Here is a 26,172-nt window from a genome sequence, read left to right as displayed (position 1 = left end):
AGGGAATGTTTGAGGCCGTCTGAAAAGCGTTTTCAGACGGCCTTTTGCTTTTTTTCAGACGGCCTGTTCAGGAAAACAGCCGCTGTGCCAGCGCGCCGCCGGGTTCGATGCCGACTTTCTGCATTTCTTTCTGCCGCGCGGCAACATAGCGGCCTACGTCTTTGAGCCATTCCATCGACAGCTCTTCGAGTTTGTCGTTGACCAAATCCAAGCCCAGCTCGCTGGAAAAACGTACGGTCAAGTCCATAAAGCGGTCGAAATTGCGGCTGCCTGCGGGAACGTGGGGAATATCAAACAAAATGCTGAAGCCTTTATAGGGCTGCGATGCCAGCAGGGCGGCGGTAAACGCGCTGTTGTCCATGGTAATCACGCTGAACAGCACGCGGCCGTCTTCTTCGAGGTGGAACGCGCCGTCGTGCGCGAGCGCGAAGCCGGCACGCTCCAAAGCGGCGCGCAGCTCGCTGCCGCTGACGGTGCTGCGGGAAACGAGGTGCATGGCGATGGTTTGGTCTACGCGCTCGCACAATTCGTCCAGCGGGCGGGCGGTGTCGAGAAAGGCGGAAATGTCCATCAGCTTGATGCCCGCGTCGAGTTTGGCGGCAAACGCGTCAATCTGTGCGCCGAAGTCTTCCAGCTCCTGCACGGTGGCCAGCCCTTTGCGCGAGATGGCCTGCAAGGCAACGATGAAGCCCTGGTAATACACATTGGGTACGGGCTCGACTTCCTGCCACAGGCCGTCCATCGTGCAGCCGGCAACAAAGAAACGGTGGCGGCCGGAAAAGCGCGGCAGGGTGCGGAATTCCTGCGGTTCGCGCAGGGAAATGTAGGCCATGTAGTCGAAACGCGGCTCAAACCACGGCAGCTCCTGCTTGACCATGTCGTCCAAATCCATCAGCAGCCGTTCGCGGCGGCCGGTTTTTTCCCGTTCGCGCTCGGGCGAAGGTACGGAGGCAAACGCAAATTTGCCGGTTTCGGAGTCCGGCTCTTCCAACATGATGATTTCGTCTTCTTCCACTTCCACAGCGGCACCGCCGCCGTCAAACTCTTCCATCGCCAGCACGCCGGGGCCGGATTTGCCCGGCAGTATGGCCGCTTGCGCCGCATCTTTTTCAGACGGCCCTTCCTGCACGCCGGCAAACAGGTCGGCGGCGCGGGCGGCGGCTCGGTCTTCTTCGGAAAGTTTGGAAACATCGGCCTCGCGCACCACCACCAGCGGCTTGCCCTGCACTCCTTCTTTGTTCTGCCAGCCGGCCATGCCCGTGCCGGTACGTCCGTCGCGCACGGAATCCTGCTGCCCTTCGAGCAGCGCGTCTTTGTCGGAATGGCCGAACTGCTCGCGCACTTTGCGGCGGTATTTGTTTTCCTGATACATGTTGTAGGCGGTTACACCCAGAATCACCAGCAGGCCGACGGCTGCTGCCATCCACATTTTTCCGTCCATAGTGCTTTGTCTGTCGCTTGTCGAATCAAAAATAGCGGCGATTATAGCGGAAACCGCCGCCGCCATCACTTAACGGGCCTAAACGGCCGTCTGAAAACCCCACTCCGCCACCCGCTCCCAGTCGAAAAAATGCCCGGGGTCGGTTTTGCGCCCCGGAGCGATGTGTTCGTGTCCCGTTACCGCCTCAATCGGATATTGCGCCAACAGCGCGTCGAGCAGGCGGCGCAGGGCGGCATACTGCGCCTCTGCAAACGGCTCGAAGTCGCATCCCTCCATTTCGATGCCCACCGAAAAAGCGTTGCACCCCGCCCGCCCGCGAAACGACGACACACCCGCATGGTAGGCGGCATCGCCGCAGGAAACAAACTGCACCGTTTCGCCCGTGCGTGCGATAAAGAAATGGCTGGACACGCGCAAATTTTCAATCACGCTGAAAAACGGATGTTCCGCCCCGTTGATGCGGTTGGCAAACAGCTTCTCCACCGCGCCCGTGCCGTACTCGAACGGCGGCAGCGAAATATTGTGGATAACTGCCAGCGTAACCCTTTCCCCTTCGGGACGCGGCCCGCAGTTGGGCGAAAACGCCTGCCGCGCCCCCTGCCAGCGTCCTTCCCGCCATTCCTGCATTGCCCTCTCCTTTCCCGTAGCGGCCTGCGCCGCTGCGGCGGCAAAAGGCCGTCTGAAAACGGTTTTCAGACGGCCTGCATCCATTCATTCCGCCCGCGCCGCGCCGCCGTGTTCCAAAGCAGCAAGAAACCGCGCCAGCTCCTGCGGCAGCGGGGCTTCCAACACCAGCTCCGCACCCGTGAGCGGATGTTCCAAACGCAGCCTGGCGGCGTGCAGAAACATCCGTTTCAGGCCGAGTTTCTGCAAACGGCGGTTGGCCTGGAAATCGCCGTAACGTTCGTCGCCCGCAATCGGACAGCCCTGCGCCTGCATGTGGACGCGGATTTGGTGGGTGCGGCCGGTTTTCAAAGCGGCTTCGACCAGCGTCAAATGCGAAAGGCCGACGCTGTGCGGCAGGCCGTCTGAAAAACGGTTCAGCACCTTGAAAACAGTGTGCGCGCTCTGCCCTTCCCCACTCACCCGCACCATTTTCTCGCCCGCCGCGCCGGTATATTTGAACAGCGGCAGCTTCACATGGAAACGTTCGTCCGGCAGCTTGCCGACTCCCAGCGCGAGATAGCTTTTTTCCGGGCGGCCGCTGCGGATGGCCTCGTGCAGCTTTACCAGCGCGCCGCGTTTTTTCGCAATCATCAGAAGGCCGCTGGTGTCCTTGTCCAAACGGTGTACCAACTCGAGATAGCGGGCTTCCGGGCGGGCGCGGCGGATTTGCTCGATCACGCCGAAACTGATGCCGCTGCCTCCGTGCACCGCCACGCCAGACGGCTTGTCGATGACCAAAAGCGCGTCGTCTTCGTACACAATGTCAAACTCCCGCGCGGGCGCGGCAGCTTTTTCAGACGGCCTCTGCCGCTCTGCGGTACGCACCGGAGGAATGCGGACAATATCGCCCGCCGCAATGCGGCTGTCGCTCTTGCAGCGTTTTTTGTTCAGCCGCACCTCGCCCGCGCGGATAATCCGCTGGATATGGCTCTTGGGTACGCCTTTGAGGATTTTTATCAGATAGTTATCAAGGCGTTGCCCTGCCTCGTGTTCGCCAACGGCGGCAAGGCGGGCGGAAACTTTGCTTGTCGGGAGCATTTTCTCTATAATCTGCGGCGTTTTGCAGCCGCCTTGCGCGGCGCAAAACATATTGAAAAAAGCGATTTTATATTAAAAACGTATCCCGCAAAGCATTTCCGCGCCGCCCGCAGCCAAACGGGCGGCGGGCAGTAACCGAAGTCCGTATGTGCCTGGCCATTTACGCAAAACTAAGACGCGGCAGTTTCCCGCGCGGCGCAAACAGGCGAACGATAATAAGAAGATGTCGGCAGTTTCATTCCAATCCTGCCGCTTCCCAAAAGGAAGCGCAGGCTGCGCCGGTTTACTCCGGCGGCGTTCTTTAATCCCTTCTTTACGAATCCGCTTCACAGCCGCACATGGCCGTTTTCCGAACGGCATGGACTATTGCGGCGCAACAGCCGGAAACAGGTTACACGCTTCGTGGGTACAAACGGGCAGGCCGTCTGAAAAAAACGCGCCCGCCGGGAGTCATCATGAAACGAATGTTGTTTAACGCCACGCAGGCCGAAGAGCTGCGCGTGGCCATCGTAGACGGGCAGACCCTGCTCGATCTCGACATCGAAACGCTGGGCAAAGAACAGCGCAAAGGCAATATCTACAAGGGTGTCATTACCCGCATCGAACCCTCGCTCGAAGCCTGCTTCGTCGATTACGGCACCGACCGCCACGGTTTCCTCCCCTTTAAAGAAGTTTCCCGCGCCTATTTCCAAGACTACGAAGGCGGCAGGGCCCGCATTCAGGACGTACTCAAAGAAGGTATGCAGGTCATCGTCCAAGTGGAAAAAGACGAGCGCGGCAACAAAGGCGCGGCACTCACCACATTTATTTCCCTGGCCGGACGCTATCTGGTGCTGATGCCCAACAACCCGCGCGGCGGCGGCGTATCGCGCCGCATCGAAGGCGAAGAGCGGCAGGAGCTGAAAGACGCGATGGCCGAACTCGACGTGCCGCGCGGCATGAGCCTCATCGCCCGCACCGCCGGCATCGGCCGCAGCGTCGAAGAACTGCAATGGGATTTCGACTACCTGCTCAAACTGTGGCAGGCCATCGAAGAGGCGGGCAACGCCCATCCCGATCCCTATCTGCTCTTTATGGAAAGCTCGCTGCTCATCCGCGCCATCCGCGACTATTTCCGCCCCGACATCGGCGAAATCCTCGTAGACAATGCCGAAGTACATGCGGAAATTTCCGAATTCATGTCCTACGTCATGCCGGCCAACACAGGCCGTCTGAAACTCTACCAAGACCACACCCCCCTCTTCTCCCGCTTCCAAATCGAGCATCAGATCGAAAGCGCGTTCTCGCGCAGCGTCAGCCTGCCCTCCGGCGGCGCGATCGTCATCGACCACACCGAAGCCCTTGTTTCCGTAGACGTAAACTCCGCCCGTGCCACACGCGGCGCAGACATCGAAGAAACCGCCTTCAAAACCAATATGGAAGCGGCCGAAGAAGTGGCGCGCCAAATGCGCCTGCGCGACTTGGGCGGCCTGATCGTCATCGACTTCATCGACATGGAAAACCCCAAACACCAGCGCGAAGTCGAAAACACCCTGCGCGACGCGCTGAAAAAAGACCGCGCCCGCGTGCAGACGGCCAAGCTCTCCCGCTTCGGCCTGCTGGAACTCTCGCGCCAGCGTCTCAAACCAGCCCTCGGCGAATCCAGCCACGCCGCCTGCCCGCGCTGTGCCGGCACCGGCGTGATACGCGGCATAGAATCCACCGCCCTGCACGTGCTGCGCATCATTCAGGAAGAAGCGATGAAGGACAACACCGGCGAAGTGCACGCCCAAGTGCCCGTCGATGTCGCCACCTTCCTGCTCAACGAAAAACGCGCCGAGCTTTTCGCCATGGAAGAGCGTTTGGACGTGAACGTCCTGCTGATTCCCAACATCCACCTGGAAAACCCCCACTACGAAATCAGCCGCATCCGCACCGACGACATCGAAGAGGCCGCCGCCCCCAGCTACAAACAGGTTGCCGTACCCGAAACCGACGACACCGCCAAACCCTTCGGCAGCGAACGCGCCAAAGCGGCCCGCCCCGAGCCCGCCGTCAAAGGCGTGAAGCACACCCAGCCCGCCCCCGTCTCGGCCGAGCCGCAGCCGGAAAGCTGGTGGGACAGGTTCAAAGCATGGTTTAAAGGCCTGTTCGGCAGCACGGTACAGGCCGAACCGCAGCCCGAGCCGGCCAGAAACACCGGCGGCACACGGCGCAACCCGCAAAACCGCCGCAACGGCAACAACCGCCGCAACAATGCCCGCCCGAGCGGCGGCACACCGCCGCAGGACGACAACACCGACGGCGGCAGCCGCGCCCGCAACAACGGCCAGCAAAACCGCCGCCGCGCCGTTCCCCCGCCGCAAACGGAAGAGACCGCAGCCGTAACCGCCGCGCCGCCTCCTGCCAAAGAAGTGCAGAAAGAAGCGCAGCAGGAAGCACAAAACGAAAAACGCAACGGCCGCAATAACAACCGCAGCCGCAACGGCAAACGCGGCGACACCGCCTCCGCGCCTGCGGCTCTGTCCGGAGCGGCAGCGCAGCCCGTACAGGAGAGGCCGTCTGAAAACCCCGAAACACGGCAGGAACAAAAACCCGTCCGCAGCGGCAGCCGCGACGGCGGCCGTCAGGAACGCGGCGGCCGCAACAACGGCAGCAACCGCCGCTACGACAAAAAGCGCAACGTCCCCTCCGCCGCCAAAATCGAGCAGTATCTGATGATAGACGAAGCAGCGGAAAAGGTACGCGCCGCCGTCGCCCACGTTTTCGGAGCAACCGCGCCCGCGCCCGCCGCCGTACTGCCGCAGCACGACAACAACGCCCCGCTGGTCATTACCATCCCCGCGCCGCAGGAAGACACCCCTGCCGTACCGCCGGCCGCCGATGCCGCCCTTGTCAGCGAAAGCAGCGAAAAAGTGCTGGCCGCCGTCGCCCGCGTGATGACGCAGGCCGACAGCGGAGCACAGACGGAAACAAACGCCGAAGCTGCGCAAAGGCCGTCTGAAAACGCCGACAAACGCGGCAAATCCGCCCGCCAAACGGCGGCTGCCGACGAACAGCCGGTCGAACTGCCTGCCGCCCCTGCGGGCATGATACTGGTGCAGACCCGTCCTGAAGCCTTGTCCGCACCCGCGCCCGAACCCGATCTGCCCAAGCGTCCGCACCGCTCCGATCTGCCGCGCCGCGAAACAGCAGCCGTTGCCGCAGCAGAAATGGTGCAAATCGAAACCCGCCGCGACTGACGGAACGGCAGTAAAAACAGCGGCAGCCGTTTTCAGACGGCCTGCCGCTGTTTTGCCGATATAGGGCATCCGCACGTTTCCCAACCTTATTCACCGAAACAGAATCAGGAACAATACGATGACAGATACAAACACCGCACACACCGAAACCAACGCCCGCTGCCTGTGCGGCGCGGTATCGCTCAAAGTGGCGCACAACGGCCAAGTGCACGCCTGCCATTGCGGCAGATGCCGCAGCAGAAGCGGCGGCGCGGCGTTTGCCCTCACCGCGTCCGAGCCGCCCGAAATCAGCGGCGGCGGAAATATCAGCCGTTACCGGTCGACCGAATGGGCGCAGCGGGCGTTTTGCAAACAGTGCGGCACAGACCTGTTTGTGCAGGTGGGTGATGATTATTATGTAAACGCCGGACTGTTTGCCGACAACGCCGCCTTCAAGCTGGAGATGCAGATGTTTATCGACTGCAAAGCACCGTATTACACGCTGGCCGACGATACGCCGAAAATGACCGAGCAGGAGTTTCTGGCCTTTATCGGCGCGGCGCAGTAGGGCGGCAGGCCGTCCGAACAGCCCGATCCGCCGCAAAACCGAAAGAAACCCGCTAACCTATACCTGCTGGCAAACCGCACAACGGCTTACCCGCCCTCCCCTGCCCCGACCAACACGATTTCTATCACAGCATCACATCGGCCGAAGCGCGATGGCAGGTAGATTTGGTGTTTTCAGACGGCCTGAACAATATTTGCAAGGATTAAGCCATGAGCAGCCCGACCCTGATTGCCTTCCTGCGCGGTGTGATGCCACGCGGCAAAAACGCCGTCAGAATGGCAGACATCCGCACCGTATTGGGCGGCGGCGGTTTTGGCAACGTGCGGACATGGATACAGAGCGGCAACATCGCGCTGGAAAGCCCGTGGGCAGCGGACGAAACCGCCGCGCGGATACACGGGCTGCTGCACGGGAATCTGAATGCGAATTTGGTGGTTGTCGTCAAAACGCCCGAGCAGTTGCGCGAAATATTGGACGGCAACCCGTTTGCAGGCAGCGCATACGACCCCAAGCGCGTGTTTTACACTTTGTGCAACACGCCGCTGGCCGACACCGCCGGTTTGGGCGGGCAGGATTTCGGTGCGGAGAAACTGCATATCCGCCCGTGTGCCGCCTATTCGTATATTCCGCAGGACGCTTCCCGCAGCAAATTGGGCAATGCGTTTCTGGAAAAGCAGCTCGGCCTCCGCCTGACCACGCGCAACGGCAACACCTTGCGCAAGATGGCCGATTTTTAACAGGCCGTCTGAAAAAAACCTCAGGCTGCCTGAAACCCGAAACCGGAGACGATGATGGAACAGCACATCAACTTCATCACTTTGGGCGTGGCCGATTTGGCCGTGTCGCGCCGCTTTTACCGCGAAGCGTTCGGCTGGCGGGAAACGGACGGCAGCAATGAAAACATCGCTTTTTTCAGGCGGGGCGCGGTTTGCTGTTTGCCCTGTTCGGCAAAGAAGCCTTGGCCGCCGACGCGCAGATGCCGTCTGAAAGCAGCGGTTTCCCCCGCTTTTCGCTGGCGCACAATGTCGGCAGCGAAGCCGAGGTGAACGCGCTGTTCGGGCAGCTTGCCGCCGCCGGAGCAAAAACAGTGAAAACGCCGCAGAAAGTGTTTTGGGGCGGATACAGCGGCTACATCGCCGACCCCGACGGCTTTTTGTGGGAAATCGCGTTCAACCCGTTTTTGGAAAAACTGCGCGGCTGAGGCCGTCTGAAAGGGCGGCGGAACGATGAAACCCCCGTTTTCAGACGGCCTGAAACGCCGTATCAACAAACATATGCAAAACAAAGGCCGTCTGAAAACAGGCAGCCGCGCCCGTGCCGACCCGTTTCCACCCCACCGAAAGGAACAAACCAATGAACCTTGATTTCAACAGCAACGGTTTCCCCGCATACTTCGACCAAGCTCCCGCCGTTACCCTGCGCGACCCGCTGGCCGCCTTTCTCGGCGCGTCCGAACAAGGCCTGATTACCTACCGCTACCTCGATGCGGTCAAACTCGCAGGCCACTCCTGCCCCACCGTTGCCGGCGCGTACCTGATGGTATACCGCGCCCTCAAAGCCCTGTACGGCAGTGATATTCCCGAACGCGGCGGCATCGAAGTGCAAATGCGCGGCGCAAAAGACGAAGGTACGGTGGGCGTTGTCGCCGCCGTCGCCACTCTGCTGACCGGCGCGGCGGCGGAGCAGGGCTTCGGCGGTATCGGTATGCAACGCCGCTTCGCCCGCCGCGACCTGCTGTCTTTCGACGGCGGCATCGAAGGATCGCTCGCCCTGCGCCGCCGCGATACCGGCGCGGCCGTGGAAGCGTTTTACCATGCGGCACTCGTTCCCTTTGCGCCCGCAATGGCCGATGTCATGCCCAAAGCCGTTTCCGGCACCGCCACGCCCGACGAGATGCGCCTGTTCCGCGAACTGTGGCAGGGGCGTACCCGAGCCATTCTGATTGATCATGCCGACCATCCCGAGCTGATCGAAACCCGCCCGCTGCCCTAATCGTCCGCGCACGCAACAGGCCGTCTGAAACCATTTTCAGACGGCCTGAATCTTATATGGTGAAAAAAGACACCTGCACCGACAACGGAAAAGCGGATGATGAAGCAGGGTGTGTCGCCCAAGCGACGCACGCGTTCTTTGTTTTACAAATATTCTGAAACCGCGTGCGCCGCCTTGTAGCGACACACCCTGGCTGCCGTGCAAACAGCATAGCGGATATTTTCGTGTTGTTTCACTATAAAACAAGCTGTTTAGTCTTGTATCCCGTCTTCGTCCTTCGCCCGCACCGGACGGAACAGGCGGGCGGCGAGCAGGCCGAGTTCGTACAGAATCACCAGCGGCACAGCCATCAGCACCTGCGAAAGCACGTCGGGCGGAGTAATGACGGCAGCCAAGACGAATGCGCCGACAACCACATACGGACGCGCGCTTTTGAGCTGCGCAATCGACACTGCGCCCATGCGGTACAGCAGAACAACGACAATCGGCACTTCAAATGCCGCGCCGAAGGCAACAAACATCCCCAGCACGAAAGACAGGTATTTGTCGATGTCGGTGGCCATGCTCACGCCCTGCGGCGTTACTCCGGCAAGGAATTTGAACACAACGGGAAAAACGGCGAAATAGGCAAAAGCCATGCCGCAGGCAAACAGAATCAGGCTGGACAACACCAGCGGCAGTACCAGCCGCTTTTCGTTCTGATAGAGCGCGGGGGCGACAAACGCCCAAATCTGGTACAGCGTGTGCGGCAGAGTCAGCAGAAACGCCGTCATCAGCGTTACCTTTACCGGCACGAAAAACGGCGCGATCACGTCGGTGGCAATCATCTGCGCCCCCTGCGGCAGCGTCGCCATCAGCGGATGGGCGACAAACGTGTAAAGCTGCTTCGCAAAAGGCATGGCCGCTGCGAAAGCGGCCAGCATGACCAGCATCACCCACATCAGGCGGCGGCGCAGCTCGATCAGATGCTCGATCAGGGTTTGGGTTTCTTCGTTCATATCGCCCCGCTAAGGTTTCAGACGGCCTGCACGGCGCACGCGCAGCTTCGGGCGGGCATGGGGACGCGGGCGCAGGCTGCGGCGGCGGTTCATGGCGCGGCGGCGCAGGGTAAACAGATGGACGGGAGCCGTACGGTCGTAAGCCGCCCCGCCCTGCCCTGCTGCGGCTTCGTCTATGCCGAAATCGGCCGGAGTACGCTGCGGCGGCAGGCGTTCCCACGCAGGCATCCGTACATCCTGTATATCGGGCAGGCTGTCTTTTACGCCGCGCACGGCAGACTCGAATCCTTCTTTCGCTTCCTGCAAATCGGCGGCTTCGATTTGGCGTTCCAACTCGTCTTTCATACCGGAGGCGAAGCGTCGGACTTTGCCCAGCCACATCCCGGCGGTACGCGCCACTTTCGGCAGCCGCTCCGGCCCGAGCACAACAAGGGCAACAATGCCGGTCAGCAGCAGTTCGCTGAAACCGAGTTCGAACATGGCCTAGCTTTTGCCGCCGCTGTCTTCGGATTCGGACTTCTGCGCGGCGGCGGTTTCGTCTTTGCCGCCCTCGCTGCCCTCTTCCAGGCCTTTTTTGAAGTCGTGTACCGCTCCGCCCAGATCTTTGCCGACATTGCGCAGTTTTTTCGTGCCGAACAACAGCACCACAATCGCCAAAACCACCAGCCAGTGCCAAATGCTGCTCATACCCATATTTTCACTTCCTTGTTCAGATTAATCTTGCAAACGGTGTTTTCAGACGGCCTGTGCCGGCGTGCCGAGGATGTGGATGTGGAGGTGGAAGACTTCCTGCCCGCCGCCTTTGCCGGTGTTGATTTGGGTTTTGAAGCCGCCGGCCAAGCCGTGCTGTTCGGCAATCTGCGGCACTTTGAGCAGCATCCTGCCCAGCAGGCCTTCGTGTTCGGGCGCGGCGTGTGCGAGCGAGTCGAAATGCGTTTTCGGAATCAGCAGCAGATGCACGGGCGCGGCGGGATTGATGTCTTTGAAACACAGCATTTCGCCGTCTTCATACACCGCAGCGGCGGGGATTTTCCCGTCGGCGATTTTGCAGAAAATACAGTCGGACATATCGTTCTCCATGATGCCGAACGGATAAGGAAGCCTTTCAGACGGCCTCCCTTTGCCCGGCGGCGAAAAAGCGCGGATTGTAATACAAAAGCCCGTATGCCGCATTTTCAGACGGCCTGCGCGGCGGCGGCTGCCTGGAGGCCGTCTGAAAACCGCAGGCCGTGCCCGAAACGGGGCAGCACGCCCTAATCGCGCACGTAAACGGTTTCCACATCGTAATCGTCTTCGTCCCAGCCGTCGTCTTCGTCCGCGTCCGAATGCGCCTGCCACTCCTCTTCGCGGCTTAACGGGGAATCGAAGCCGCTTTCCAGCCGCAGGACGGAGAGCAGGTGGTAGATGTCCTGCGGCAGCGGGGCTTCAAAGTGCAGGGTTTCGCCGCTTTGCGGATGGACGAAGCTGAGGCGGTAGGCGTGCAAAGCCTGCCTGCCCAGCCCGCGTACGGCGTTTTTCACCTCATCGGAGGCGGTATGGCGCGGACTGCCGTACACGGGGTCGCCCGCCAGAGGATGGTTGGCCTCGCGCATATGGACGCGGATCTGGTGGGTGCGGCCGGTTTCCAGAGCGCATTCGATATAGCTGTGCGACTGATAGCGTTCGAGCACGCGGACATGGGTTACGGCTTCTTTGCCGCCGAATTTGACCACGGCCATTTTGGTGCGGTTGTGCGGGTCGCGGCCGATGAGGGTGTCGATTTTGCCGTCGAAAGGAACGATGCCGTTTGCCACGGCGCGGTAGATGCGCTTGACGCTGCGCTCCTGCATCTGCCTGACCAGATGGGTTTGCGCGGCAAGCGTTTTGGCCACAACCATCAGGCCGCTGGTGTCTTTGTCGAGACGGTGGACAATGCCGGCACGCGGAACGTTTTGCAGTGCGGGGCAGTGGGCGAGCAGGCCGTTGAGCAGCGTACCCGACCAATTGCCCGCTGCGGGATGCACCACCAGCCCCGCAGGCTTGTTTAAAACAATCACGCTGTCGTCTTCGTACACAATGTCCAAATCCATAGGTTCGGGCGCAAACGCCAGCGTTTCGTTACTCTCCCTCACCTGCACCGCCAGCTTTTCGCCGCCGATGAGCTTGTCTTTCGGCCTGGCCGGTTTGCCGTTTACCGACACCGCGCCGTCCTTTATCCATTCGGACAGGCGCGAACGGGAATAATCGGGCAGCAGCTTCGCCAGCGCGGCATCCAGCCGCAGACCCGCCATATCGAGCGGCACAGTCAGGTCAAGACAGGTTTCGTCTGCGGGGGCTGCCCCAAAATCAAAATCATCGCTATAATCTGCGGCGTTTTCTAATGAAGAGTTCTGCATGAAAAAATTTCTTTTAGTAGCGGCATTGGGCGCGGCTCTTGCCGGATGCGCCAGCAAAGGCACCAGCGACAAAGACGCGCAAATCACTCAGGATTGGTCGGTGGAAAAGCTCTACGCCGAAGCGCAAGACGAGTTGAACAGCAACAATTATACGCGGGCTGTCAAGTTATACGAACTTTTGGAATCCCGTTTCCCGCAAGGCCGCTACGCGCAGCAGGCGCAGCTCGATACGGCCTACGCCTATTATAAGGACGAGGAACGCGAGAAAGCCCTCGCGGCGGTGGAACGCTTCCAAAAGCTGCACCCGCAGCATCCGAGCATGGACTACGCCCTCTACCTCAAAGGGCTGATTCTGTTTAACGAAGACCCGTCCTTCCTCAACAAGCTGGCCTCGCAAGACTGGTCCGACCGCGACCCGAAAGCCAACCGCGAAGCCTATCAGGCCTTTTCCGAGCTGGTGCGCAACTATCCGCAGAGCAAATATGTGGAAGACGCGACCAAACGCATGACCAAACTCGTGGACGCGCTTGCCGGCAACGAAATGGCCGTCGCCCGCTACTACGCCAAACGCGGAGCGTACCTGGCCGCCGCCAACCGTGCGCAAAACATCGTAACCGGCTTCCAAAACACCCGCTATGTCGAAGAAGCCCTGGCGATTATGGAGCTTTCCTACCAGAAAATGAACAGGCCGCAGCTTGCAGAGGACACCCGCCGCATCTTGCAGCAAAACTTCCCGCAAAGCCCCTACCTTACCCGCTCGTGGAAAGACAACGACGCACCCTGGTGGCGTTACTGGAAATAGTCAACCCGACACAAAACAGGCCGTCTGAACAGCTTTCAGACGGCCTGTTGCGCCACAGCCCCGCCTTAACGCAAAAATGCACGGCTGGCACAGCCGTGCCGCCATTTTTACCGCACACCGCAACCATGCCGCAAGCACCGGCCACGAAAGGAAAAACGGTGAACCTGCACGACATCCGCGAAGATTACAGCCAACGCCGCCTCTCCGAACACGACTGCGCCGACAACCCCCTTACCCAATTCGAGCAATGGCTGGCCGAAGCCGTCAACGCACAGGCAAACGAACCCACCGCCGTCAACGTCGCCACCGTCGGCGAAGACGGCCGCCCGCAAAGCCGCATGGTGCTGCTCAAAGAAGTCAGCCCGCAAGGCTTTGTTTTCTTTACCAACTACCACAGCCGCAAAGGCCTTGCCCTTGCCGCCCGCCCCTATGCCGCCCTCACCTTCTTCTGGCCCGAACTCGAAAGACAGGTACGCATCGAAGGCCGCGTCGAAAAGCTGCCCGCCGCCGCCTCCGACCAATACTTTGCCTCCCGCCCCTACGCCAGCCGCCTCGGCGCATGGGCGAGCGAACAAAGCAGCGTCATTGCCGACAAAAACATCCTCGTCAAACGAGCCGCCGCCGCCGGCCTCAAACACCCCCTGCACGTCCCCCGCCCTCCGCACTGGGGCGGCTACCTCGTCATCCCCGACCAAATCGAATTCTGGCAGGGCCGCCCCAGCCGCCTGCACGACCGCATCCGCTACCGCCTTTCAGACGGCCTGTGGATAAAAGAACGGCTCGCCCCCTAGCCGCCACCGCCGTACCGAGCCAACGTAGGGGGCGTGGCTTCTAACGATTCAGACGGCCGCTGCCGCGCAGGTAGAATGTGCCGCCCAGCGGCGCACGCGCTCTTGCCGAGCAGCAAAGCCCCCGCCCTATCCCGCAAGCGGGAGAAGGAACAAAAGGCAGAGGCCGTCTGAAAACCGCAATGCGTTTTTCAGACGGCCTGATGTTTCCTATTCCGTCCAACAAGAAAACACGTGCGCCGCTTGGGCGGCACACCCTACCCGAACGGCAATACTTCCCATACCGAACACAGCCTTGCCGAACCCGCAGCAGGGTGTGCGGCCAGCCACACACGCGTTCCCGCCAAGCCGCAAAAGCCCCCGCCCCATCCCGCCACGCAAACGGGAGGGGGAACAAAGGGCAAAAGGCCGTCTGAAAACCATATTTTCGATTTTCAGACGGCCTTTTCTGTTTTATCTGCCGACTCCGCGTAGGGTGTGTCGCCCCGAGGCGACGCACGTGTTCCCTGCCGCAACGAAAGACCGTGCAGTCTCCGCAACTGCGTGCGTGGCAGATCCACACACCCTACCGAACAGCATAGGCCGTCTGAAAAGCACAAATGTTTTTCAGACGGCCTCTGTTCCCTCTCCTGCCTGCGGGGGAGGGTTAGGGTGGGGGCTGTTGCCGCTTCGGCTGTGTTGGCGGGCGGGAAAGCGGTTTGGCAAACCGCCCCTCCCCGCCCCTCCCCCGCGCGGGCGCAGGGGAGAGTGCAGGTTTGCGGCGGATTTTTCGGTTTTCAGACGGCCTTTCGGACAAAATCGGATGCAGCCAGCAGGCTTTTTCAGGCTGCTCCGGCTTTGGCAGAGCGGCTGCCGTCGTCCAGCCTGTCCAATAATGCCGCCAGCCCTGCCGCCGCAGCTTTCTGGCCGCGCTGACCGAATGGGGCAATCTGGCCGTAAGCGGGCGGGGCTGCTTTATCGGATGAGTGCGGAAGCGCGGCGCACGAAAGAGGCCGTCTGAAAACGGGTTTTCAGACGGCCTGCTGCTTATTGCGCCGCTGCGGGCTTACTGTTTTTTAAAGCTCTTGACCGAACCGTCGTTGTGGAATTCGAAATCGTATCGCGCACGGTCGGTTTCGATGTCGCCGACATACCATTTGCTCCTGCCGGTGGGGACAAACAGCGAGAAATAGATGTGGTCGGGCTCGGCTTCGCGCCCGCCGACTTCTTTGGCTTTTTCCGACCATGCCCGATGGATTTTCGCCACGGCGGCAAACGGAATCTTGTTCAGCGGCACCACATTGTCTTTCATGCGCCCGCTGCCGGAAAGCTGCACCGGCTGCGGGCCGTTCCATTTGCCGTTTTCGTATTCGTAATGGTCGACGTTTTCCGGCTTGTTCGGATCCTGCACTTCCACAGAGATGCGCGGATCGCTGCCGCCGTAAAAATGGATGGTTTGGAACACGTTTACCGGCTTGCCGCCAAACTGCGGCAGGGCTTTGAACGCGTCTTCGGCGGCTTGCAGCGCGGCGGCATCGCCCAAGAAAGCGGCGGGCGTTTGGGCGGCGGAGGCTTCGGTTTGCGCTGCGGCGGCCGTATCGGAGGCGGCAACCGTTTCCCATGCGGCGGACGGGTTTTCGGCCTGCTGGGGGGCGGATGCGGGGGAGGAAGCAGCGGAAGCGGCTGTTTCGACAGGCTCCGGCGGCGTGCTTACGGATGCCGTATCCTGATTGCCGCAGGCGGCGAGGCCGAATACGGCGGACAGCCAGAAGGCGGACAGCTTAGATTGTTTTGCAGTCATGGCATTTCCTTTTCTAGGGTTGGACGGACGGATACGGTTTGTAAAACAAACCGCGCCACGAAGCAAGCGGCGGCGCGGTTTCAGACGGCCTGTCTGTTTTCCCGCGCCGAATCCGCGCAGGGTGTGCCGCCCAAGCGGCGCACGCGGTTTTTCTGCCCCGAAGTGTCCGCACGTTCTGCATCTTGCTGTTTGGCAAACGGCGGTTTGAACAATACGGAATGTCGGAAACACGGCCGATGGCGCAGAAGAACGCGTGCGTGGCGAGCCACACACCCTACCCTAACGGCAGAGGCCGTCTGAAAAACGCATTGCCTTTTTCAGACGGCCTCTGCCTTTTGTGCCCTCTCCCGCTTTGGGTGGAGGGTCGTGGTGGAGGCTTTTGCCGCCCGGCAGAGATGTGCAGGACGGCGGGCAAAGCGGTTCTGCATACCGCCACCCCCTCCCCAACCCTCCCCCGCGCGTGCGCAGGGGCGGGAGCGGGTTTGCTGCGGGGCTGGCGTTTTCAGACGGCCTTTACGGCCGCCCGCCGCCCCTCCCGCCACACGCCGGACAAAAACACCGCCACACCCAGCCACACCAGCGCATAGCCCGCCAGACGGCTGCCGTCAAGCGTTTCGCCGAACAAGACCAGCCCCAGCAGAAGCTGGATGGTGGGCGAGAAATATTGCAGGATGCCCAGCAGCGACAGGGAAATGCGCTTCGCCCCCGCCGCAAACATCAAAAGCGGCAGCGTCGTGGCCGCCCCCGATCCCAGCAGCACCGCGTTTTGCAGCACGCTCAGGCTGCCTGCGGCGACAAACGTCCCGTTGCGTACGCACCAGGCCAGATAGGCGGCGGCAAAAGGCAGCAGCAGAAAGGTTTCCAAAGCCAGCCCCGGCAGCGCGTCCATCGGTGCGAGTTTGCGGATCAGCGCGTAGCTGCCGAAACTGCCCGCCAGCAGCAGCGCAATCCACGGCACCTGCCCGGCCGGCACCGCCAGCCACAAAATGCCTGCCAAAGCGAGCGCAACCGCCGCCCAACGGGTGCGGTCGAGCCGCTCTTTGAGCACCACAAAGCCGAGAAACACATTAAACAGCGGGTTGGCAAAATAGCCCAGGCTGGCATCGAGCACATGGCCGTTGGTAATCGCCCACAGATACACCAGCCAGTTTGCACCGATAAACAGCGACGAAGCGGCAAAGGCCGCCAGCAGGCGCGGACGGCGCAGCACCGCCAGCACCGCCCCGCCCTGCCTGTACCACAACAGCAGCAGCAGCGCGAACAATGCCGACCACACCACCCGCTGCGCCAGCATCTGCCCCGCCGGCACCGCGCCTTTGAGCGGATACCAATAAAGCGGAAACAGCCCCCACACGGCATAGCAGCCCAGCGCGTAGCGCAGGCCGCGTCGGCGTTCGGCGGCGGAATCGGAAAGGTCTGCGGTCATGGTTTCGGCCTCGGGCAAAGCGCGGATGGTACGCCTGCGGGCGGAGGGCTTCAAGGTAGAAAAGGCCGTCTGAAAACGGGTTTCAGACGGCCTTTATATTCAAAACAAGCGCGGGGTGTGTACCGCAGGTGCGCACGCGGCCTCGGATGGGGAAACGGCAGACCGCGTGCGTGGCAAGCCGCACACCCTACCCAACGGCAGAGGCCGTCTGAAAAAGCGAAACCCGCTGTTCAGACGGCCTGTCTGTTTTCCATACTGTACTGCGCAGGGTGTACCGCCGAAGCGGCGCACGCGGTTTTTGCTGCGTAAGAGGCCGTCTGAAAACCTTATCGGACGGCACGGAGCGCGTGCGCGGCTGTGCCGCACCCCCTGCTTTATGCGGGCTTGGCTGTGGGCCATTCCGCTAACCGTTGTCTGACGGCAAGCCGAGTTTTTTCCCGTGAATTTCGTAAAACTTTTCTTCTATAAATTTATCGAACCCGACATAAGGGGCATTTTCTCGGGTAAACAATTCGGGTTTTTTCGCTATCAAAAATCCCAAAATATGGTAATGCGAATTTGGTGTTTCATCCAAGCAGCGGTTTTCCCTGATTTTTTCTATTGCCACTTGGTTTTTGATGGGGACGGTGATGGAAAAATCGGCATTGGTTGCAATGCTTTGTCTGATAAAAATACGTTTGAGGCCGTCTGAAAACCCGTTTGGCAGGTTTTCAGACGGCCTCTTGGGTTTCGCTTTCGCAGAATATCTGCCGCCACAGGGTGCGCACGGCGCGGTAGTGGCCGTCGCGCACGCTGTCGGTTTGCGCCGCGCCGTCTTCGTGCAGGGTGGCGGCGTGTTGCAGGGCGCGCAGATAGCGGTAGGCGGCGCGGGCGGCTCCGGCGGCGGCGGAATCGATCAGGCCTTCGGCGGCGGCTGTCGCCAGCAGGGCGATGTTGCCGTAGTTGTCGAGCAGCGCGGGGCAGCGGCGGGCATGGGCGAGGATGAGGTACTGCACGGCAAATTCGACATCGACTATGCCGCCGTGCGCGTATTTGACATCGGTGTCGCACGGGGGGTGGGAGGCGGCGATTTTTTCGCGCATGGCGGAGATTTCCCGACGCAGGGCGGCGGGATCGCGTTCGCGGGTGAGGATTTCGCCGCGGATGCGGTCGAAGCTCTTGCGGATGCTTGCGCTGCCGCAGACGAAACGGGCGCGCGTCAGTGCCTGGTGTTCCCAAATCCAGGCGTTTTCGCGCTGGTATTTTTCAAATGCCTGCACGGAATGGGCGGGGAAGCCGCTGTCGCCGTTGGGACGCAGGCGCAGGTCGGTCTGATAGAGCGTGCCGGCTCCGGTGGCGGCGTTGAGCCAGTTGGTCAGGCGGTTGGCAAGGCGGCTGTAAATTTGCAGCGCGTCGGGGTGGGGGTCGTCGTAGAGGTAGACCAGGTCGAGATCGGAGGTGTAGCCGAGTTCTTTGCCGCCGAGTTTGCCGTAACCGATCACGGCAAATTCGGGGGTGTCGCGGTGTGTTTTCGGCATTTCGCGCCAGGCGTGGGTGAGGGCGGCATCGAGGATGATGTCGGCCAGGGCGGAAAGCTGGTCGGAAAGGCTTTCCACCGTCCACTTTCCCGCCAAGTCCTGCACAGCCAGGCGGAAGACGTGGGCATGGCGGAAACGGCGCAGGGTGTCGGTTTTGGCTTCGGTGCCGTCGCAGGCTTCGAGTTCGGCGGCCAGCAGGGCGGCCTGCTGCGGCCAGTCGGGACGGGTTTCGGTGAGCTGGTCGCTGAGCATTTCGTCGAGCAGGGCGGGATGGTTGCGCAGGTAGTCGGCCATCCATGTGCTCTGCCCCATCAGGCGGGCAACGCGGGAGAGTTCGTTGGGGTATTCGATCAGAAAGGCGAGATAGGAGGGGCGGCGGCTGACGGCTTCGATGAAATCGATCAGGCGGAACAGGGTGTCGCCGGGATGCGGGCATTCTGCGGCGGCTTCGGCCAGTCGGGGCAGCAGTGCGTCGAAGCGGGGCTGGCTGTGCGGGGAAAGGCTGCGGTAGCGGCTGCTCCGCCCCAGTGCGGCCAAACGCTCCGCCACGGCCTGCGGGTCGAAGCCGGCTTGTGCCAGCCGTGTTCCGGTGTCTTGGGAAAAGCCGTCCTGCGGCAGCGGCCAGATGCCGGCAAAGCGGGCGGGCGGCGTTTCTTCGGGATCGGACAGGATGTTGTCAAATTCGGCGGACACGGCGGCGCGGATGGCATCGAGGCCGTCTGAAAAGGCGGCATAGTCGGCAAAGCCCATGCTTTCGGCCAGAAGCTGACGCTGTTCGGGATTTTGCGGCAGGGTTTGGGTTTGGCGGTCGTCCCAGTATTGCAGGCGGTGTTCGACATCGCGCAAAAAGCGGTAGGCTTCGAGCAGCCTGGCCGTGTTTTCAGACGGCATCACGCCAAGCTGCGCCAGCATCCGCAGCGTTTCCTGCGTGCCTTTCAGTTGCAGCGCGCGCATCTGGCCGCCGCGTATCATTTGGAAAATCTGTGCGACAAATTCGATTTCGCGTATGCCGCCCGCGCCGAGTTTGATGTTGTCTTCCATGCCTTTGCGGCCGACTTCGGCGCGGATTTGGCGGTGCAGGGCGCGCATCGCGCCATACGCGCCGTAGTCCAGATATTTGCGGAATACAAACGGGCGCACCAGGGCTTTGATGCCGTTCGGATACGGGGTCAGCACGCGGCCTTTGCACCACGCATAGCGTTCCCATTCGCGCCCGTGCGCGGTCAGATACTGTTCCAGCGCGGTTTCGCTGCACACCAGCGCGCCCGAATCCCCGTCGGGACGCAGGCGCATATCGACGCGGAACACCTGCCCGTCGGCGGTGAGGTCGTTTAACAGCGCAATCAGCTTTTGCCCGACTTTGGTAAAAAATTCCTGATTGTCGCGCGACCGCCGCCCGTCGGTTTCGCCCGCTTCGGGATAGACGAAGATCAAATCGATGTCGGACGACACGTTCAATTCGTAGCCGCCCGCCTTGCCCATCGCCACCACGCTCAAATGCTGCGCTTCGCCCGTATGGCGGCCGACGGGCGTGCCGTACAAGTCCCAATAATGGGCATAGGCAAAATCCAGCGCGGTATTGACGGCAAAATCGGCAAACAGCGTAATCGTACGGGTAACTTCGTCCAAACCGCTGATACGGTTCAAATCGCGCACCATAATCTGCGCCACCACATAACGGCGCAACACGCGCAGCTGCCGCGCCAGCTCCGCCTCGTCCCGCCGCGCCAGAATATCTGCCCAGCCGGCAAAGTTTTGAAAATCCGTTTCGTGCAACACCTTGTCCAGCATGGGCTGCAAAATGTCCGTATCCAAGCCGCCCCCGTCGAGCAGGCGGGCGAGAAACGGGGAAAAACGGCGGGCGTATTCAATCGGATTCATGTCGGCTTCTTTCGGAAAAACGGCGGAATTATAAGGGAAAGGCCGTCTGAAAAAACGGAATCTGTTTTTTCAGACGGCCTCCGAATGCACCCCCATCACTCCCTGCGTACCCGCACAAAGGTGGCAAAACGCGGCAGGCCTTTCTGCGTGAAGCCGCGATGGCGGTAGGTAACCACCGCGCCGACGGGCGGCGGATTGGCGCGGTCGGCATCCTTAAAGCCGCTGCCGATTTTAAACTCGCCCGCCGCGCTGCGGCAGCCCAACGATCCGAGTTTGCCGGCGTATTTTCCTTTGCCTTCATAATGTTTCGTTACCGTGCATTCCGCATCCTGCTGCGGCTTCAATTTCAGATACGCCCCGCTGCGTCCCGCCCGGTAAGATGCCTGCGGATCGCGCAGCACCACGCCCTCGCCGCCCGCCGCCACGATTTCGTCCATCATCGCCCGCGCTTGGGCAATGTCTGCCACCGGCGTTTGTTTGATAACCACGATATTGGCCGGATGGGTTTTCAGACGGCCTTCGATCACCGCCAGCCGGCGGTAGAGATTGCCCTGCGCCTGCGGCACATCGAAAACGTGCAGCCTTATGCCCTGCCAGTCGCCCGCCGCCGAACGCACGGCGGCGGAAATCCGCTCAAACTGCCCGCGCGAAGAATACAGCTCGCCATCCAGCGGATAGGGCGGAAAATTTTTGACAAACCCGGGCGGCGGGCTGAACGCATAACCCTGCCTGCTGATGAGTTTCCTGCCGTCCCAATAGGCGCGCACCCCGTCCAACTTCTCGCTCGCCACCCATCCTGCCACGCTTTGGCCTTTGTATTCTTCCGCCAGCATCAGTGCGGGTGCGGCGTATGCGGCAGACACGATGGGGAAAAGCCCGCAAAAAATAAGGTTTTTCATCACAAAGGCCTCCAAGTCATTGGTTTTTACTGGATTATCACATATAATTCAGCAGATTGCATAACGCGCACCGGCACGAAAAACAAAACTCCAAGGAAAACAATGTCGCTACATGTCGAAATCATCCCGGTTACCCTGTTCCGCCAAAACTGCACCCTGATGTGGGACGACGAAACCAACGAAGCCGTTTTCACCGATGTCGGCGGCAAAGTGCCGCAACTGATGGAAGAAGCCGCCAAACGCGGCCTGAACGTCAAAGCCGTGTGGCTGACCCACGGCCACCTCGACCATGTCAGCGGCGTGGCCGAACTGACCGCCCTCAACCCCTCGTTGGAAGTACTCGGCCCGCACGAAAACGACCGCTTCCTGCTCGCCAACCTCACCGAAATCACCAAACAATACAACTTCCCTCCCTCCAAGCCCTTCATCCCCACCCGCTGGCTGGAAGAGGGAGACACGCTCAACGTCGGCAAATACGGATTCAAAGTGCTGCACATTCCCGGCCACACCCCCGGCCACATCGTGTTCTACTGCGCCGAAGCCGGGCTTTTGGTGGCGGGCGACGTGATTTTCTACGAAAGCATAGGCCGCACCGATTTCGAGCGCAGCAGCCACGACGACCTGATCAAAAACATCCGCGAAAAAATCTTTACCCTGCCCGACGACACCGAAATCATCACCGGCCACGGCCGCACCACCACCGTGGGCTATGAAAAACTGCACAATCCGTATCTTTAAAAACACCTTTGCACAACAACCGAAAGGCCAAACCGCCGCGCTGAACCTATCGTAGGGTGTGCGGCGCAGCCATGTACGCATTCCCACCAATCAGTTAAAAAGGCCGTCTGAAAACTGCAATACGTTTTTCAGACGGCCTCATGTTTCCCCACCTCCAAGCCCCGCCGTCCGCATGGAACGCGTGCGCCACGTGGGCGGCACATCCTACCCGAACCGCAACATTTCCGCACCGCGTCAAAGCAATGTAGGGTGTGTAGCACAGCCACGCACGCGATCCCACCGATGTAGAGGCCGTCTGAAAACACAGTCCCGCAGCAAACCAGCTCCCTCACCTGCACCCGCGTGGAGGGTTAGGAAGGGGCTGTACGTAGAACCGCTTTGTCTGCTACCCCGCAAATGTTGCCCAAACGGCAAACGCCCACCCTAACCCTCCGCGCAGGCGGGAAGGGAGCAAAAAGCAGAAGCCGTCTGAATACGTAATACGTTTTTCAAGTGGGTTGTTGGGAAGATAGCGATTTGCAGAACCGCTTGACCCGTCCTGCAAATGTCCGCAGGAAACGCGTACGCCGCTCGGGTGGCACACCCTACCCGAACGGCAAAATTGTCCGCCACGCACGCGCTACCCTCCGCAGAGAAAAGACCGTCTGCAAACCGCCGTGTACTATCCGCAACCGCGTGCATGGCGGAGCCACACCCTGCTTTAACGGCAAAGGCCGTCTGAAAAGTGCACAAGTTTTTCAGACGGCCTTTATGCTATGGGAAAAGCCCCTTGCGGGGCTGTCGTTTGGCGGAATCTGCCGGCAATGTTCAGGGCGGCGGCTGCCGTTACCTGTACTTGCCTTTTCCAATCCGTTTGCGGCGGGGTATTTTGCCTACACCATCGCCCGCACATCGACAAAATGTCCGCTCACCGCCGCCGCTGCCGCCATAGCGGGGCTGACGAGGTGGGTGCGTCCGCCGTTGCCCTGGCGGCCTTCGAAATTGCGGTTGGATGTGGAGGCGCAGCGTTGGCCGGAAGTCAGGCGGTCGGCGTTCATCGCCAGGCACATCGAGCAGCCCGGTTCGCGCCATTCGAAGCCGGCATCGGTAAAGATTTTGTCCAAACCCTCCTCTTCGGCCTGCTGTTTGACCAAACCGGAGCCGGGTACGATCAATACGCGCGAGACGTTGTCGGCTTTTTTCCGCCCTTTGGCTACGGCGGCGGCTTCGCGCAAGTCTTCGATGCGGCTGTTGGTGCACGAGCCGATAAACACAATGTCCACGGGGATTTCGGCAAGCGGCGTACCTGCTTCCAAGCCCATATATTCGAGGGCGCGTTCCATACCGCTGCGTTTGACGGGGTCGGCCTCGTCGGCGGGATTCGGCACTTTGCCGCCGATGTCGAGCACCATTTCGGGGGACGTACCCCAGGTTACCTGCGGCTCGATGTCTTCGGCACGGAAGGTGTACACCTTGTCAAACCGCGCCCCTTCGTCGGACACCAGCGTGCGCCAGTATGCGACGGCTTTGTCCCACATTTCGCCTTTGGGGGCGAAGGGTTTGCCCTGCACATAATCGATGGTGGTTTGATCCACCGCCACCATGCCCGAGCGCGCGCCCGCTTCAATCGCCATATTGCACAAGGTCATGCGGCCTTCCATGCTCAGGCTGCGGATGGCTTCGCCGCCAAACTCGATGGCGTAGCCCGTGCCGCCTGCGGTGCCGATTTGGCCGATGATGTAGAGTGCCACGTCTTTGGCGGTTACGTTGGCTTTCAGACGGCCTTGCACGTCTATCAGCATGGATTTGGACTTTTTGGCGGTGATGCACTGCGTGGCCATCGTGTGTTCGACCTCGGAAGTGCCGATGCCGTGCGCCAGTGCGCCGAACGCGCCGTGGGTGCTGGTGTGCGAGTCGCCGCAGACCACAGTCATGCCGGGCAGCGTCGCGCCCTGTTCCGGCCCCATCACATGCACGATGCCCTGCCCTTTGTCCATAAACGGGAAATAGGCCAGCGCACCGAATTCTTTGATGTTTTTGTCCAAAGTGTCCACTTGCAGCTTGGCAATAGGATCTTGGATGCCTTTGTCCCAATCGCCGGTGGGGGTGTTGTGGTCGGCGGTGGAAACCACGCTGTCGATGCGCCACAGCTTGCGTCCGGCCATTTTCAAGCCCTCAAAGGCTTGCGGGCTGGTTACTTCGTGTACCAGATGGCGGTCGATGTAGAGCAAAACCGTGCCGTCTTCTTCTTCGCGGACGACGTGGCTGTTCCAAAGTTTGTCGTAAAGGGTTTGCGGGGTGTTCATGTTTTTGTACTTGGTATCTAAGGGAAAAACGGCGGCCATATTAGCTGCGAACGGCCTGCTTCGCAAGCAAAATGTCTAAAAATTTCAGTTTTTCGTGTTGCCAATCATTATTTCTAATATTTTTGGACTTTTTGTCTATTCAGGCCGTCTGAAAACGGATTTTCAGACGGCCTGAATCGGGTGCGGCGCGAATAGACGGCTGCGGAATCAGTCGTGTTGCGGCGGGTCTGTCCAAATGCTGCGGTAGGCTGTGTAGTAGCCGATCTGCATCAGGGAGGTAAACATCAGCCAGAAGGGAATCAGCAGCAAAAACATCACTCCGGTAATCAAGAAGACTGCCGAGCTGTCCGCATTGCCGCCCAGCGAGGAAAACCCGCCTGCAAAAACAAAGATAACCAGCACCAACAAGGCAAACACCGCCAGGCTGATGCCGAACCACACCAGCGCATTAATAAGAAACGCACCCAAGTTGCGCAAACAGGCTTTGAAGCTCATTTTCATCGCCTGAAACGGCGGCACATCATGCAGCGTAATCAGCGCGGGCGCGAACCACACCATCATAACAAAAGGGATGACGAGCATAATCATAATCAGCACAAACAATATAATCAGCAGCGCGGTAGACGGATCGGGCGAGCCGCTGTTGAGCGCGGCGGCAAACTCGTTCCAATCCATGCCCACGGCAAACAGGGCAAACAAAATCCCAACCACGATCGCTGCCGCAACCAAAAACAGGATATACAGCAGCGTCAGAATCGCCAACTCGTTGAATTTGTATTTGAAGCCGGCAAAAAGATAAGAAAATTCCAGCTCGCCGCCCTCTTCCAGCGCGTCGCAAGACAGCATAAAGCCGCCGACGAAAAACAAGGGCAGCAGATTGGACACAATGCTGACAAAGGGAATCAGCGACAAAACCATCTGGATGAGCAGCATGACAAACACCATCCCCATCCAAACCATCGGGCGCATTTTGAATATCCGCCACGACCGCCTGATCCAAGACACGCCCTCGCCCCACGCCACCTTGCGCGGCTCGGCCAGCAGGCGCGGCGGCTGCTTCACAGGCGGCACGGGCGCGGCCGGCGGCGCGGATTGGAAAGAAGAAGGATCGTATTGGTTCATAATGGCAAATCTCCCTGTGTACGGTTCGGATAAAACAGCCGCCGGTATCGGGGCGGCCGCAAGCGTAAAAATGATTGACGCATTTTAACCAAATCCCGCCCCTTGCGCTGCGGAATCTGCGCTGCAAAGTCTTGCAAACCCGTTTTCAGACGGCCTTCCCTGCTGCAAAACAAGCCTCATCCCATTCGAATAAATATAGCGGAACAACACAAAAGCAGGCATTTGGCCGACAACACCGATGCGGCATGAAGCAGGGTGTGCAGCCCAAGCGGCGCACGCGGTTTCTACGGGCAGCGGCATTTGACGACGTAGGGAGCATAAGGCCGTCTGAAAAACGTATTGGACGTATTGATCGTTTTCAGACGGCCTTGTACTTTTTGTTTCCTCCCCGTGCTGACGCAGGAAAGGAGCAGATTTACCGTAAGACCAACATTCATTTTCAGACGGCCTCTGCATCGGCAGAAAACGCGTGCGTGGCTGCGCCACACACCCTACGGAGCCTTCCACGCTGCAGTTTGACCGTTCAGCAGCGTGATCCGCCCAAGCGGCGCACGCGGTTTCAGACGGCCTGAATGGTAAAGAACGCGTGTGTCGCTTTGGGCGGCACGCCCTGTCTGGCGAAGAAAATCCCACAGCAAAGCCGAGATGCCCTGCTG

General features: G+C 60.3%; 25 protein-coding genes. 11 read left to right on the top strand and 14 right to left on the bottom strand.

Features of this window, described 5'->3' with window-relative positions:
• Positions 1–67: 67 nt before the first annotated feature.
• From DYE40_RS05700 to DYE40_RS05690, 3 genes are all read right to left on the bottom strand, one after another.
• Entirely contained in the window at positions 68–1,441 is a 1,374-nt protein-coding gene (locus DYE40_RS05700) for a cell division protein ZipA C-terminal FtsZ-binding domain-containing protein (RefSeq protein WP_115308108.1), read from the bottom strand.
• A 78-nt stretch (positions 1,442–1,519) separates the two neighbouring features.
• Positions 1,520–2,068, bottom strand: a complete 549-nt coding sequence (ampD, locus tag DYE40_RS05695) for a 1,6-anhydro-N-acetylmuramyl-L-alanine amidase AmpD (RefSeq protein WP_115308320.1) — start codon at positions 2,066–2,068, stop codon at positions 1,520–1,522.
• A gap of 84 nt (positions 2,069–2,152) precedes the next feature.
• Positions 2,153–3,145, bottom strand: coding sequence for an RluA family pseudouridine synthase (locus DYE40_RS05690; RefSeq protein WP_115308319.1), 993 nt, complete (start codon positions 3,143–3,145; stop codon positions 2,153–2,155).
• A gap of 455 nt (positions 3,146–3,600) precedes the next feature.
• Here DYE40_RS05690 and DYE40_RS05685 point away from each other — a divergent pair, with 455 nt between their 5' ends.
• The 6 genes from DYE40_RS05685 to DYE40_RS05665 all read left to right on the top strand — a co-directional run bounded on the left by DYE40_RS05685 (position 3,601) and on the right by DYE40_RS05665 (position 8,905).
• On the top strand, positions 3,601–6,366 hold the full coding sequence (locus tag DYE40_RS05685; RefSeq protein ID WP_115308107.1) for an Rne/Rng family ribonuclease: 2,766 nt from the start codon (positions 3,601–3,603) through the stop codon (positions 6,364–6,366).
• Between the two features lie 118 nt (positions 6,367–6,484).
• Positions 6,485–6,913: a GFA family protein gene (locus tag DYE40_RS05680; RefSeq protein WP_115308106.1), complete on the top strand. Its 429-nt coding sequence runs from the start codon at positions 6,485–6,487 to the stop codon at positions 6,911–6,913.
• Positions 6,914–7,122: 209 nt separating this feature from the next.
• The gene (locus tag DYE40_RS05675; RefSeq protein ID WP_115308105.1) at positions 7,123–7,650 is read left to right on the top strand and encodes a DUF1697 domain-containing protein; all 528 of its coding nucleotides are present in this window, start codon (positions 7,123–7,125) and stop codon (positions 7,648–7,650) included.
• Positions 7,651–7,701: 51 nt separating this feature from the next.
• The gene (locus DYE40_RS13210; RefSeq protein WP_342345870.1) at positions 7,702–7,959 is read left to right on the top strand and encodes a VOC family protein; all 258 of its coding nucleotides are present in this window, start codon (positions 7,702–7,704) and stop codon (positions 7,957–7,959) included.
• Positions 7,842–8,114 carry a VOC family protein gene (locus DYE40_RS05670; RefSeq protein WP_244732258.1) on the top strand — a complete coding sequence of 91 codons (273 nt, stop codon included), beginning with the start codon at positions 7,842–7,844 and terminating at the stop codon, positions 8,112–8,114. The genes DYE40_RS13210 and DYE40_RS05670 overlap by 118 nt, the downstream gene beginning before the upstream one ends.
• Before the next feature lie 152 nt (positions 8,115–8,266).
• Positions 8,267–8,905 (top strand): hypothetical protein, encoded by a 639-nt coding sequence (locus DYE40_RS05665; RefSeq protein ID WP_115308104.1) that lies wholly within the window; start codon positions 8,267–8,269, stop codon positions 8,903–8,905.
• Between the two features lie 251 nt (positions 8,906–9,156).
• On the opposite strand, the gene tatC is transcribed toward DYE40_RS05665, so the two are convergent.
• The 5 genes from tatC to rluD form a co-directional block, all read right to left on the bottom strand.
• Positions 9,157–9,903, bottom strand: coding sequence for a twin-arginine translocase subunit TatC (gene tatC, locus DYE40_RS05660; RefSeq protein WP_115308103.1), 747 nt, complete (start codon positions 9,901–9,903; stop codon positions 9,157–9,159).
• A gap of 9 nt (positions 9,904–9,912) precedes the next feature.
• Positions 9,913–10,383 carry a Sec-independent protein translocase protein TatB gene (tatB, locus tag DYE40_RS05655; protein ID WP_115308102.1) on the bottom strand — a complete coding sequence of 157 codons (471 nt, stop codon included), beginning with the start codon at positions 10,381–10,383 and terminating at the stop codon, positions 9,913–9,915.
• 3 nt (positions 10,384–10,386) lie between these two features.
• Positions 10,387–10,596, bottom strand: coding sequence for a Sec-independent protein translocase subunit TatA (tatA, locus tag DYE40_RS05650; protein WP_115308101.1), 210 nt, complete (start codon positions 10,594–10,596; stop codon positions 10,387–10,389).
• A gap of 42 nt (positions 10,597–10,638) precedes the next feature.
• Complete coding sequence (locus DYE40_RS05645; RefSeq protein ID WP_115308318.1) at positions 10,639–10,971, bottom strand: histidine triad nucleotide-binding protein; 333 nt, start codon at positions 10,969–10,971, stop codon at positions 10,639–10,641.
• 185 nt (positions 10,972–11,156) lie between these two features.
• Positions 11,157–12,278: a 23S rRNA pseudouridine(1911/1915/1917) synthase RluD gene (gene rluD, locus DYE40_RS05640; RefSeq protein ID WP_115308100.1), complete on the bottom strand. Its 1,122-nt coding sequence runs from the start codon at positions 12,276–12,278 to the stop codon at positions 11,157–11,159.
• Here rluD and DYE40_RS05635 point away from each other — a divergent pair.
• From DYE40_RS05635 to DYE40_RS12260, 3 genes are all read left to right on the top strand, one after another.
• Positions 12,277–13,080 (top strand): outer membrane protein assembly factor BamD, encoded by an 804-nt coding sequence (locus DYE40_RS05635; protein ID WP_115308099.1) that lies wholly within the window; start codon positions 12,277–12,279, stop codon positions 13,078–13,080. The genes rluD and DYE40_RS05635 overlap by 2 nt on opposite strands.
• 158 nt (positions 13,081–13,238) lie before the next feature.
• Positions 13,239–13,871, top strand: a complete 633-nt coding sequence (pdxH, locus tag DYE40_RS05630) for a pyridoxamine 5'-phosphate oxidase (RefSeq protein ID WP_115308317.1) — start codon at positions 13,239–13,241, stop codon at positions 13,869–13,871.
• A 231-nt stretch (positions 13,872–14,102) separates the two neighbouring features.
• Entirely contained in the window at positions 14,103–14,342 is a 240-nt protein-coding gene (locus DYE40_RS12260) for a hypothetical protein (RefSeq protein WP_147286597.1), read from the top strand.
• A 571-nt stretch (positions 14,343–14,913) separates the two neighbouring features.
• On the opposite strand, the gene DYE40_RS12565 is transcribed toward DYE40_RS12260, so the two are convergent.
• Positions 14,914–15,648 (bottom strand): hypothetical protein, encoded by a 735-nt coding sequence (locus tag DYE40_RS12565; RefSeq protein WP_172461223.1) that lies wholly within the window; start codon positions 15,646–15,648, stop codon positions 14,914–14,916.
• Positions 15,649–16,150: 502 nt separating this feature from the next.
• Positions 16,151–17,074: an EamA family transporter RarD gene (rarD, locus tag DYE40_RS05610; protein ID WP_115308316.1), complete on the bottom strand. Its 924-nt coding sequence runs from the start codon at positions 17,072–17,074 to the stop codon at positions 16,151–16,153.
• Between the two features lie 439 nt (positions 17,075–17,513).
• On the opposite strand from rarD, the gene DYE40_RS12255 reads away from it, so the two are divergent.
• Complete coding sequence (locus tag DYE40_RS12255; RefSeq protein ID WP_147286594.1) at positions 17,514–17,765, top strand: hypothetical protein; 252 nt, start codon at positions 17,514–17,516, stop codon at positions 17,763–17,765.
• 19 nt (positions 17,766–17,784) lie between these two features.
• Here DYE40_RS12255 and glnE read toward each other — a convergent pair whose 3' ends face one another.
• Entirely contained in the window at positions 17,785–20,472 is a 2,688-nt protein-coding gene (gene glnE / locus DYE40_RS05595) for a bifunctional [glutamate--ammonia ligase]-adenylyl-L-tyrosine phosphorylase/[glutamate--ammonia-ligase] adenylyltransferase (RefSeq protein WP_115308093.1), read from the bottom strand.
• A gap of 95 nt (positions 20,473–20,567) precedes the next feature.
• A complete protein-coding gene (locus DYE40_RS05590) occupies positions 20,568–21,371 on the bottom strand; it encodes a DNA ligase (protein ID WP_115308092.1) in 804 nt (267 codons plus the stop codon).
• A 102-nt stretch (positions 21,372–21,473) separates the two neighbouring features.
• Between DYE40_RS05590 and DYE40_RS05585 the strand changes: the two genes are divergently transcribed.
• Positions 21,474–22,109 carry an MBL fold metallo-hydrolase gene (locus DYE40_RS05585; RefSeq protein ID WP_115308091.1) on the top strand — a complete coding sequence of 212 codons (636 nt, stop codon included), beginning with the start codon at positions 21,474–21,476 and terminating at the stop codon, positions 22,107–22,109.
• A gap of 872 nt (positions 22,110–22,981) precedes the next feature.
• Here DYE40_RS05585 and leuC read toward each other — a convergent pair.
• Together leuC and DYE40_RS05575 are read right to left on the bottom strand one after the other, a co-directional pair.
• Entirely contained in the window at positions 22,982–24,394 is a 1,413-nt protein-coding gene (gene leuC, locus DYE40_RS05580; RefSeq protein WP_115308315.1) for a 3-isopropylmalate dehydratase large subunit, read from the bottom strand.
• 207 nt (positions 24,395–24,601) lie between these two features.
• On the bottom strand, positions 24,602–25,516 hold the full coding sequence (locus tag DYE40_RS05575; protein WP_172461222.1) for a BPSS1780 family membrane protein: 915 nt from the start codon (positions 25,514–25,516) through the stop codon (positions 24,602–24,604).
• Between the last annotated feature and the right edge of the window lie 656 nt (positions 25,517–26,172).

The sequence above is a fragment of the Kingella potus genome, assembly GCF_900451175.1.
Classification (GTDB): Bacteria; Pseudomonadota; Gammaproteobacteria; order Burkholderiales; family Neisseriaceae; genus Neisseria; species Neisseria potus.
The sequence above is the reverse complement of the archived record's forward strand: the minus strand, read 5'-3'. Positions and strand labels throughout refer to the sequence as shown.

Coding starts and splice junctions, on each gene's coding strand:
- DYE40_RS05700 (WP_115308108.1), bottom strand. CDS start 1,441: ATGGACGGAAAAATGTGGATGGCAGCAGCCGTCGGCCTGCTGGTGATT.
- ampD (WP_115308320.1), bottom strand. CDS start 2,068: ATGCAGGAATGGCGGGAAGGACGCTGGCAGGGGGCGCGGCAGGCGTTT.
- DYE40_RS05690 (WP_115308319.1), bottom strand. CDS start 3,145: ATGCTCCCGACAAGCAAAGTTTCCGCCCGCCTTGCCGCCGTTGGCGAA.
- DYE40_RS05685 (WP_115308107.1), top strand. CDS start 3,601: ATGAAACGAATGTTGTTTAACGCCACGCAGGCCGAAGAGCTGCGCGTG.
- DYE40_RS05680 (WP_115308106.1), top strand. CDS start 6,485: ATGACAGATACAAACACCGCACACACCGAAACCAACGCCCGCTGCCTG.
- DYE40_RS05675 (WP_115308105.1), top strand. CDS start 7,123: ATGAGCAGCCCGACCCTGATTGCCTTCCTGCGCGGTGTGATGCCACGC.
- DYE40_RS13210 (WP_342345870.1), top strand. CDS start 7,702: ATGATGGAACAGCACATCAACTTCATCACTTTGGGCGTGGCCGATTTG.
- DYE40_RS05665 (WP_115308104.1), top strand. CDS start 8,267: ATGAACCTTGATTTCAACAGCAACGGTTTCCCCGCATACTTCGACCAA.
- tatC (WP_115308103.1), bottom strand. CDS start 9,903: ATGAACGAAGAAACCCAAACCCTGATCGAGCATCTGATCGAGCTGCGC.
- tatB (WP_115308102.1), bottom strand. CDS start 10,383: ATGTTCGAACTCGGTTTCAGCGAACTGCTGCTGACCGGCATTGTTGCC.
- tatA (WP_115308101.1), bottom strand. CDS start 10,596: ATGGGTATGAGCAGCATTTGGCACTGGCTGGTGGTTTTGGCGATTGTG.
- DYE40_RS05645 (WP_115308318.1), bottom strand. CDS start 10,971: ATGTCCGACTGTATTTTCTGCAAAATCGCCGACGGGAAAATCCCCGCC.
- DYE40_RS05635 (WP_115308099.1), top strand. CDS start 12,277: ATGAAAAAATTTCTTTTAGTAGCGGCATTGGGCGCGGCTCTTGCCGGA.
- rluD (WP_115308100.1), bottom strand. CDS start 12,278: ATGCAGAACTCTTCATTAGAAAACGCCGCAGATTATAGCGATGATTTT.
- DYE40_RS12565 (WP_172461223.1), bottom strand. CDS start 15,648: ATGACTGCAAAACAATCTAAGCTGTCCGCCTTCTGGCTGTCCGCCGTA.
- rarD (WP_115308316.1), bottom strand. CDS start 17,074: ATGACCGCAGACCTTTCCGATTCCGCCGCCGAACGCCGACGCGGCCTG.
- glnE (WP_115308093.1), bottom strand. CDS start 20,472: ATGAATCCGATTGAATACGCCCGCCGTTTTTCCCCGTTTCTCGCCCGC.
- DYE40_RS05590 (WP_115308092.1), bottom strand. CDS start 21,371: ATGAAAAACCTTATTTTTTGCGGGCTTTTCCCCATCGTGTCTGCCGCA.
- DYE40_RS05585 (WP_115308091.1), top strand. CDS start 21,474: ATGTCGCTACATGTCGAAATCATCCCGGTTACCCTGTTCCGCCAAAAC.
- leuC (WP_115308315.1), bottom strand. CDS start 24,394: ATGAACACCCCGCAAACCCTTTACGACAAACTTTGGAACAGCCACGTC.
- DYE40_RS05575 (WP_172461222.1), bottom strand. CDS start 25,516: ATGAACCAATACGATCCTTCTTCTTTCCAATCCGCGCCGCCGGCCGCG.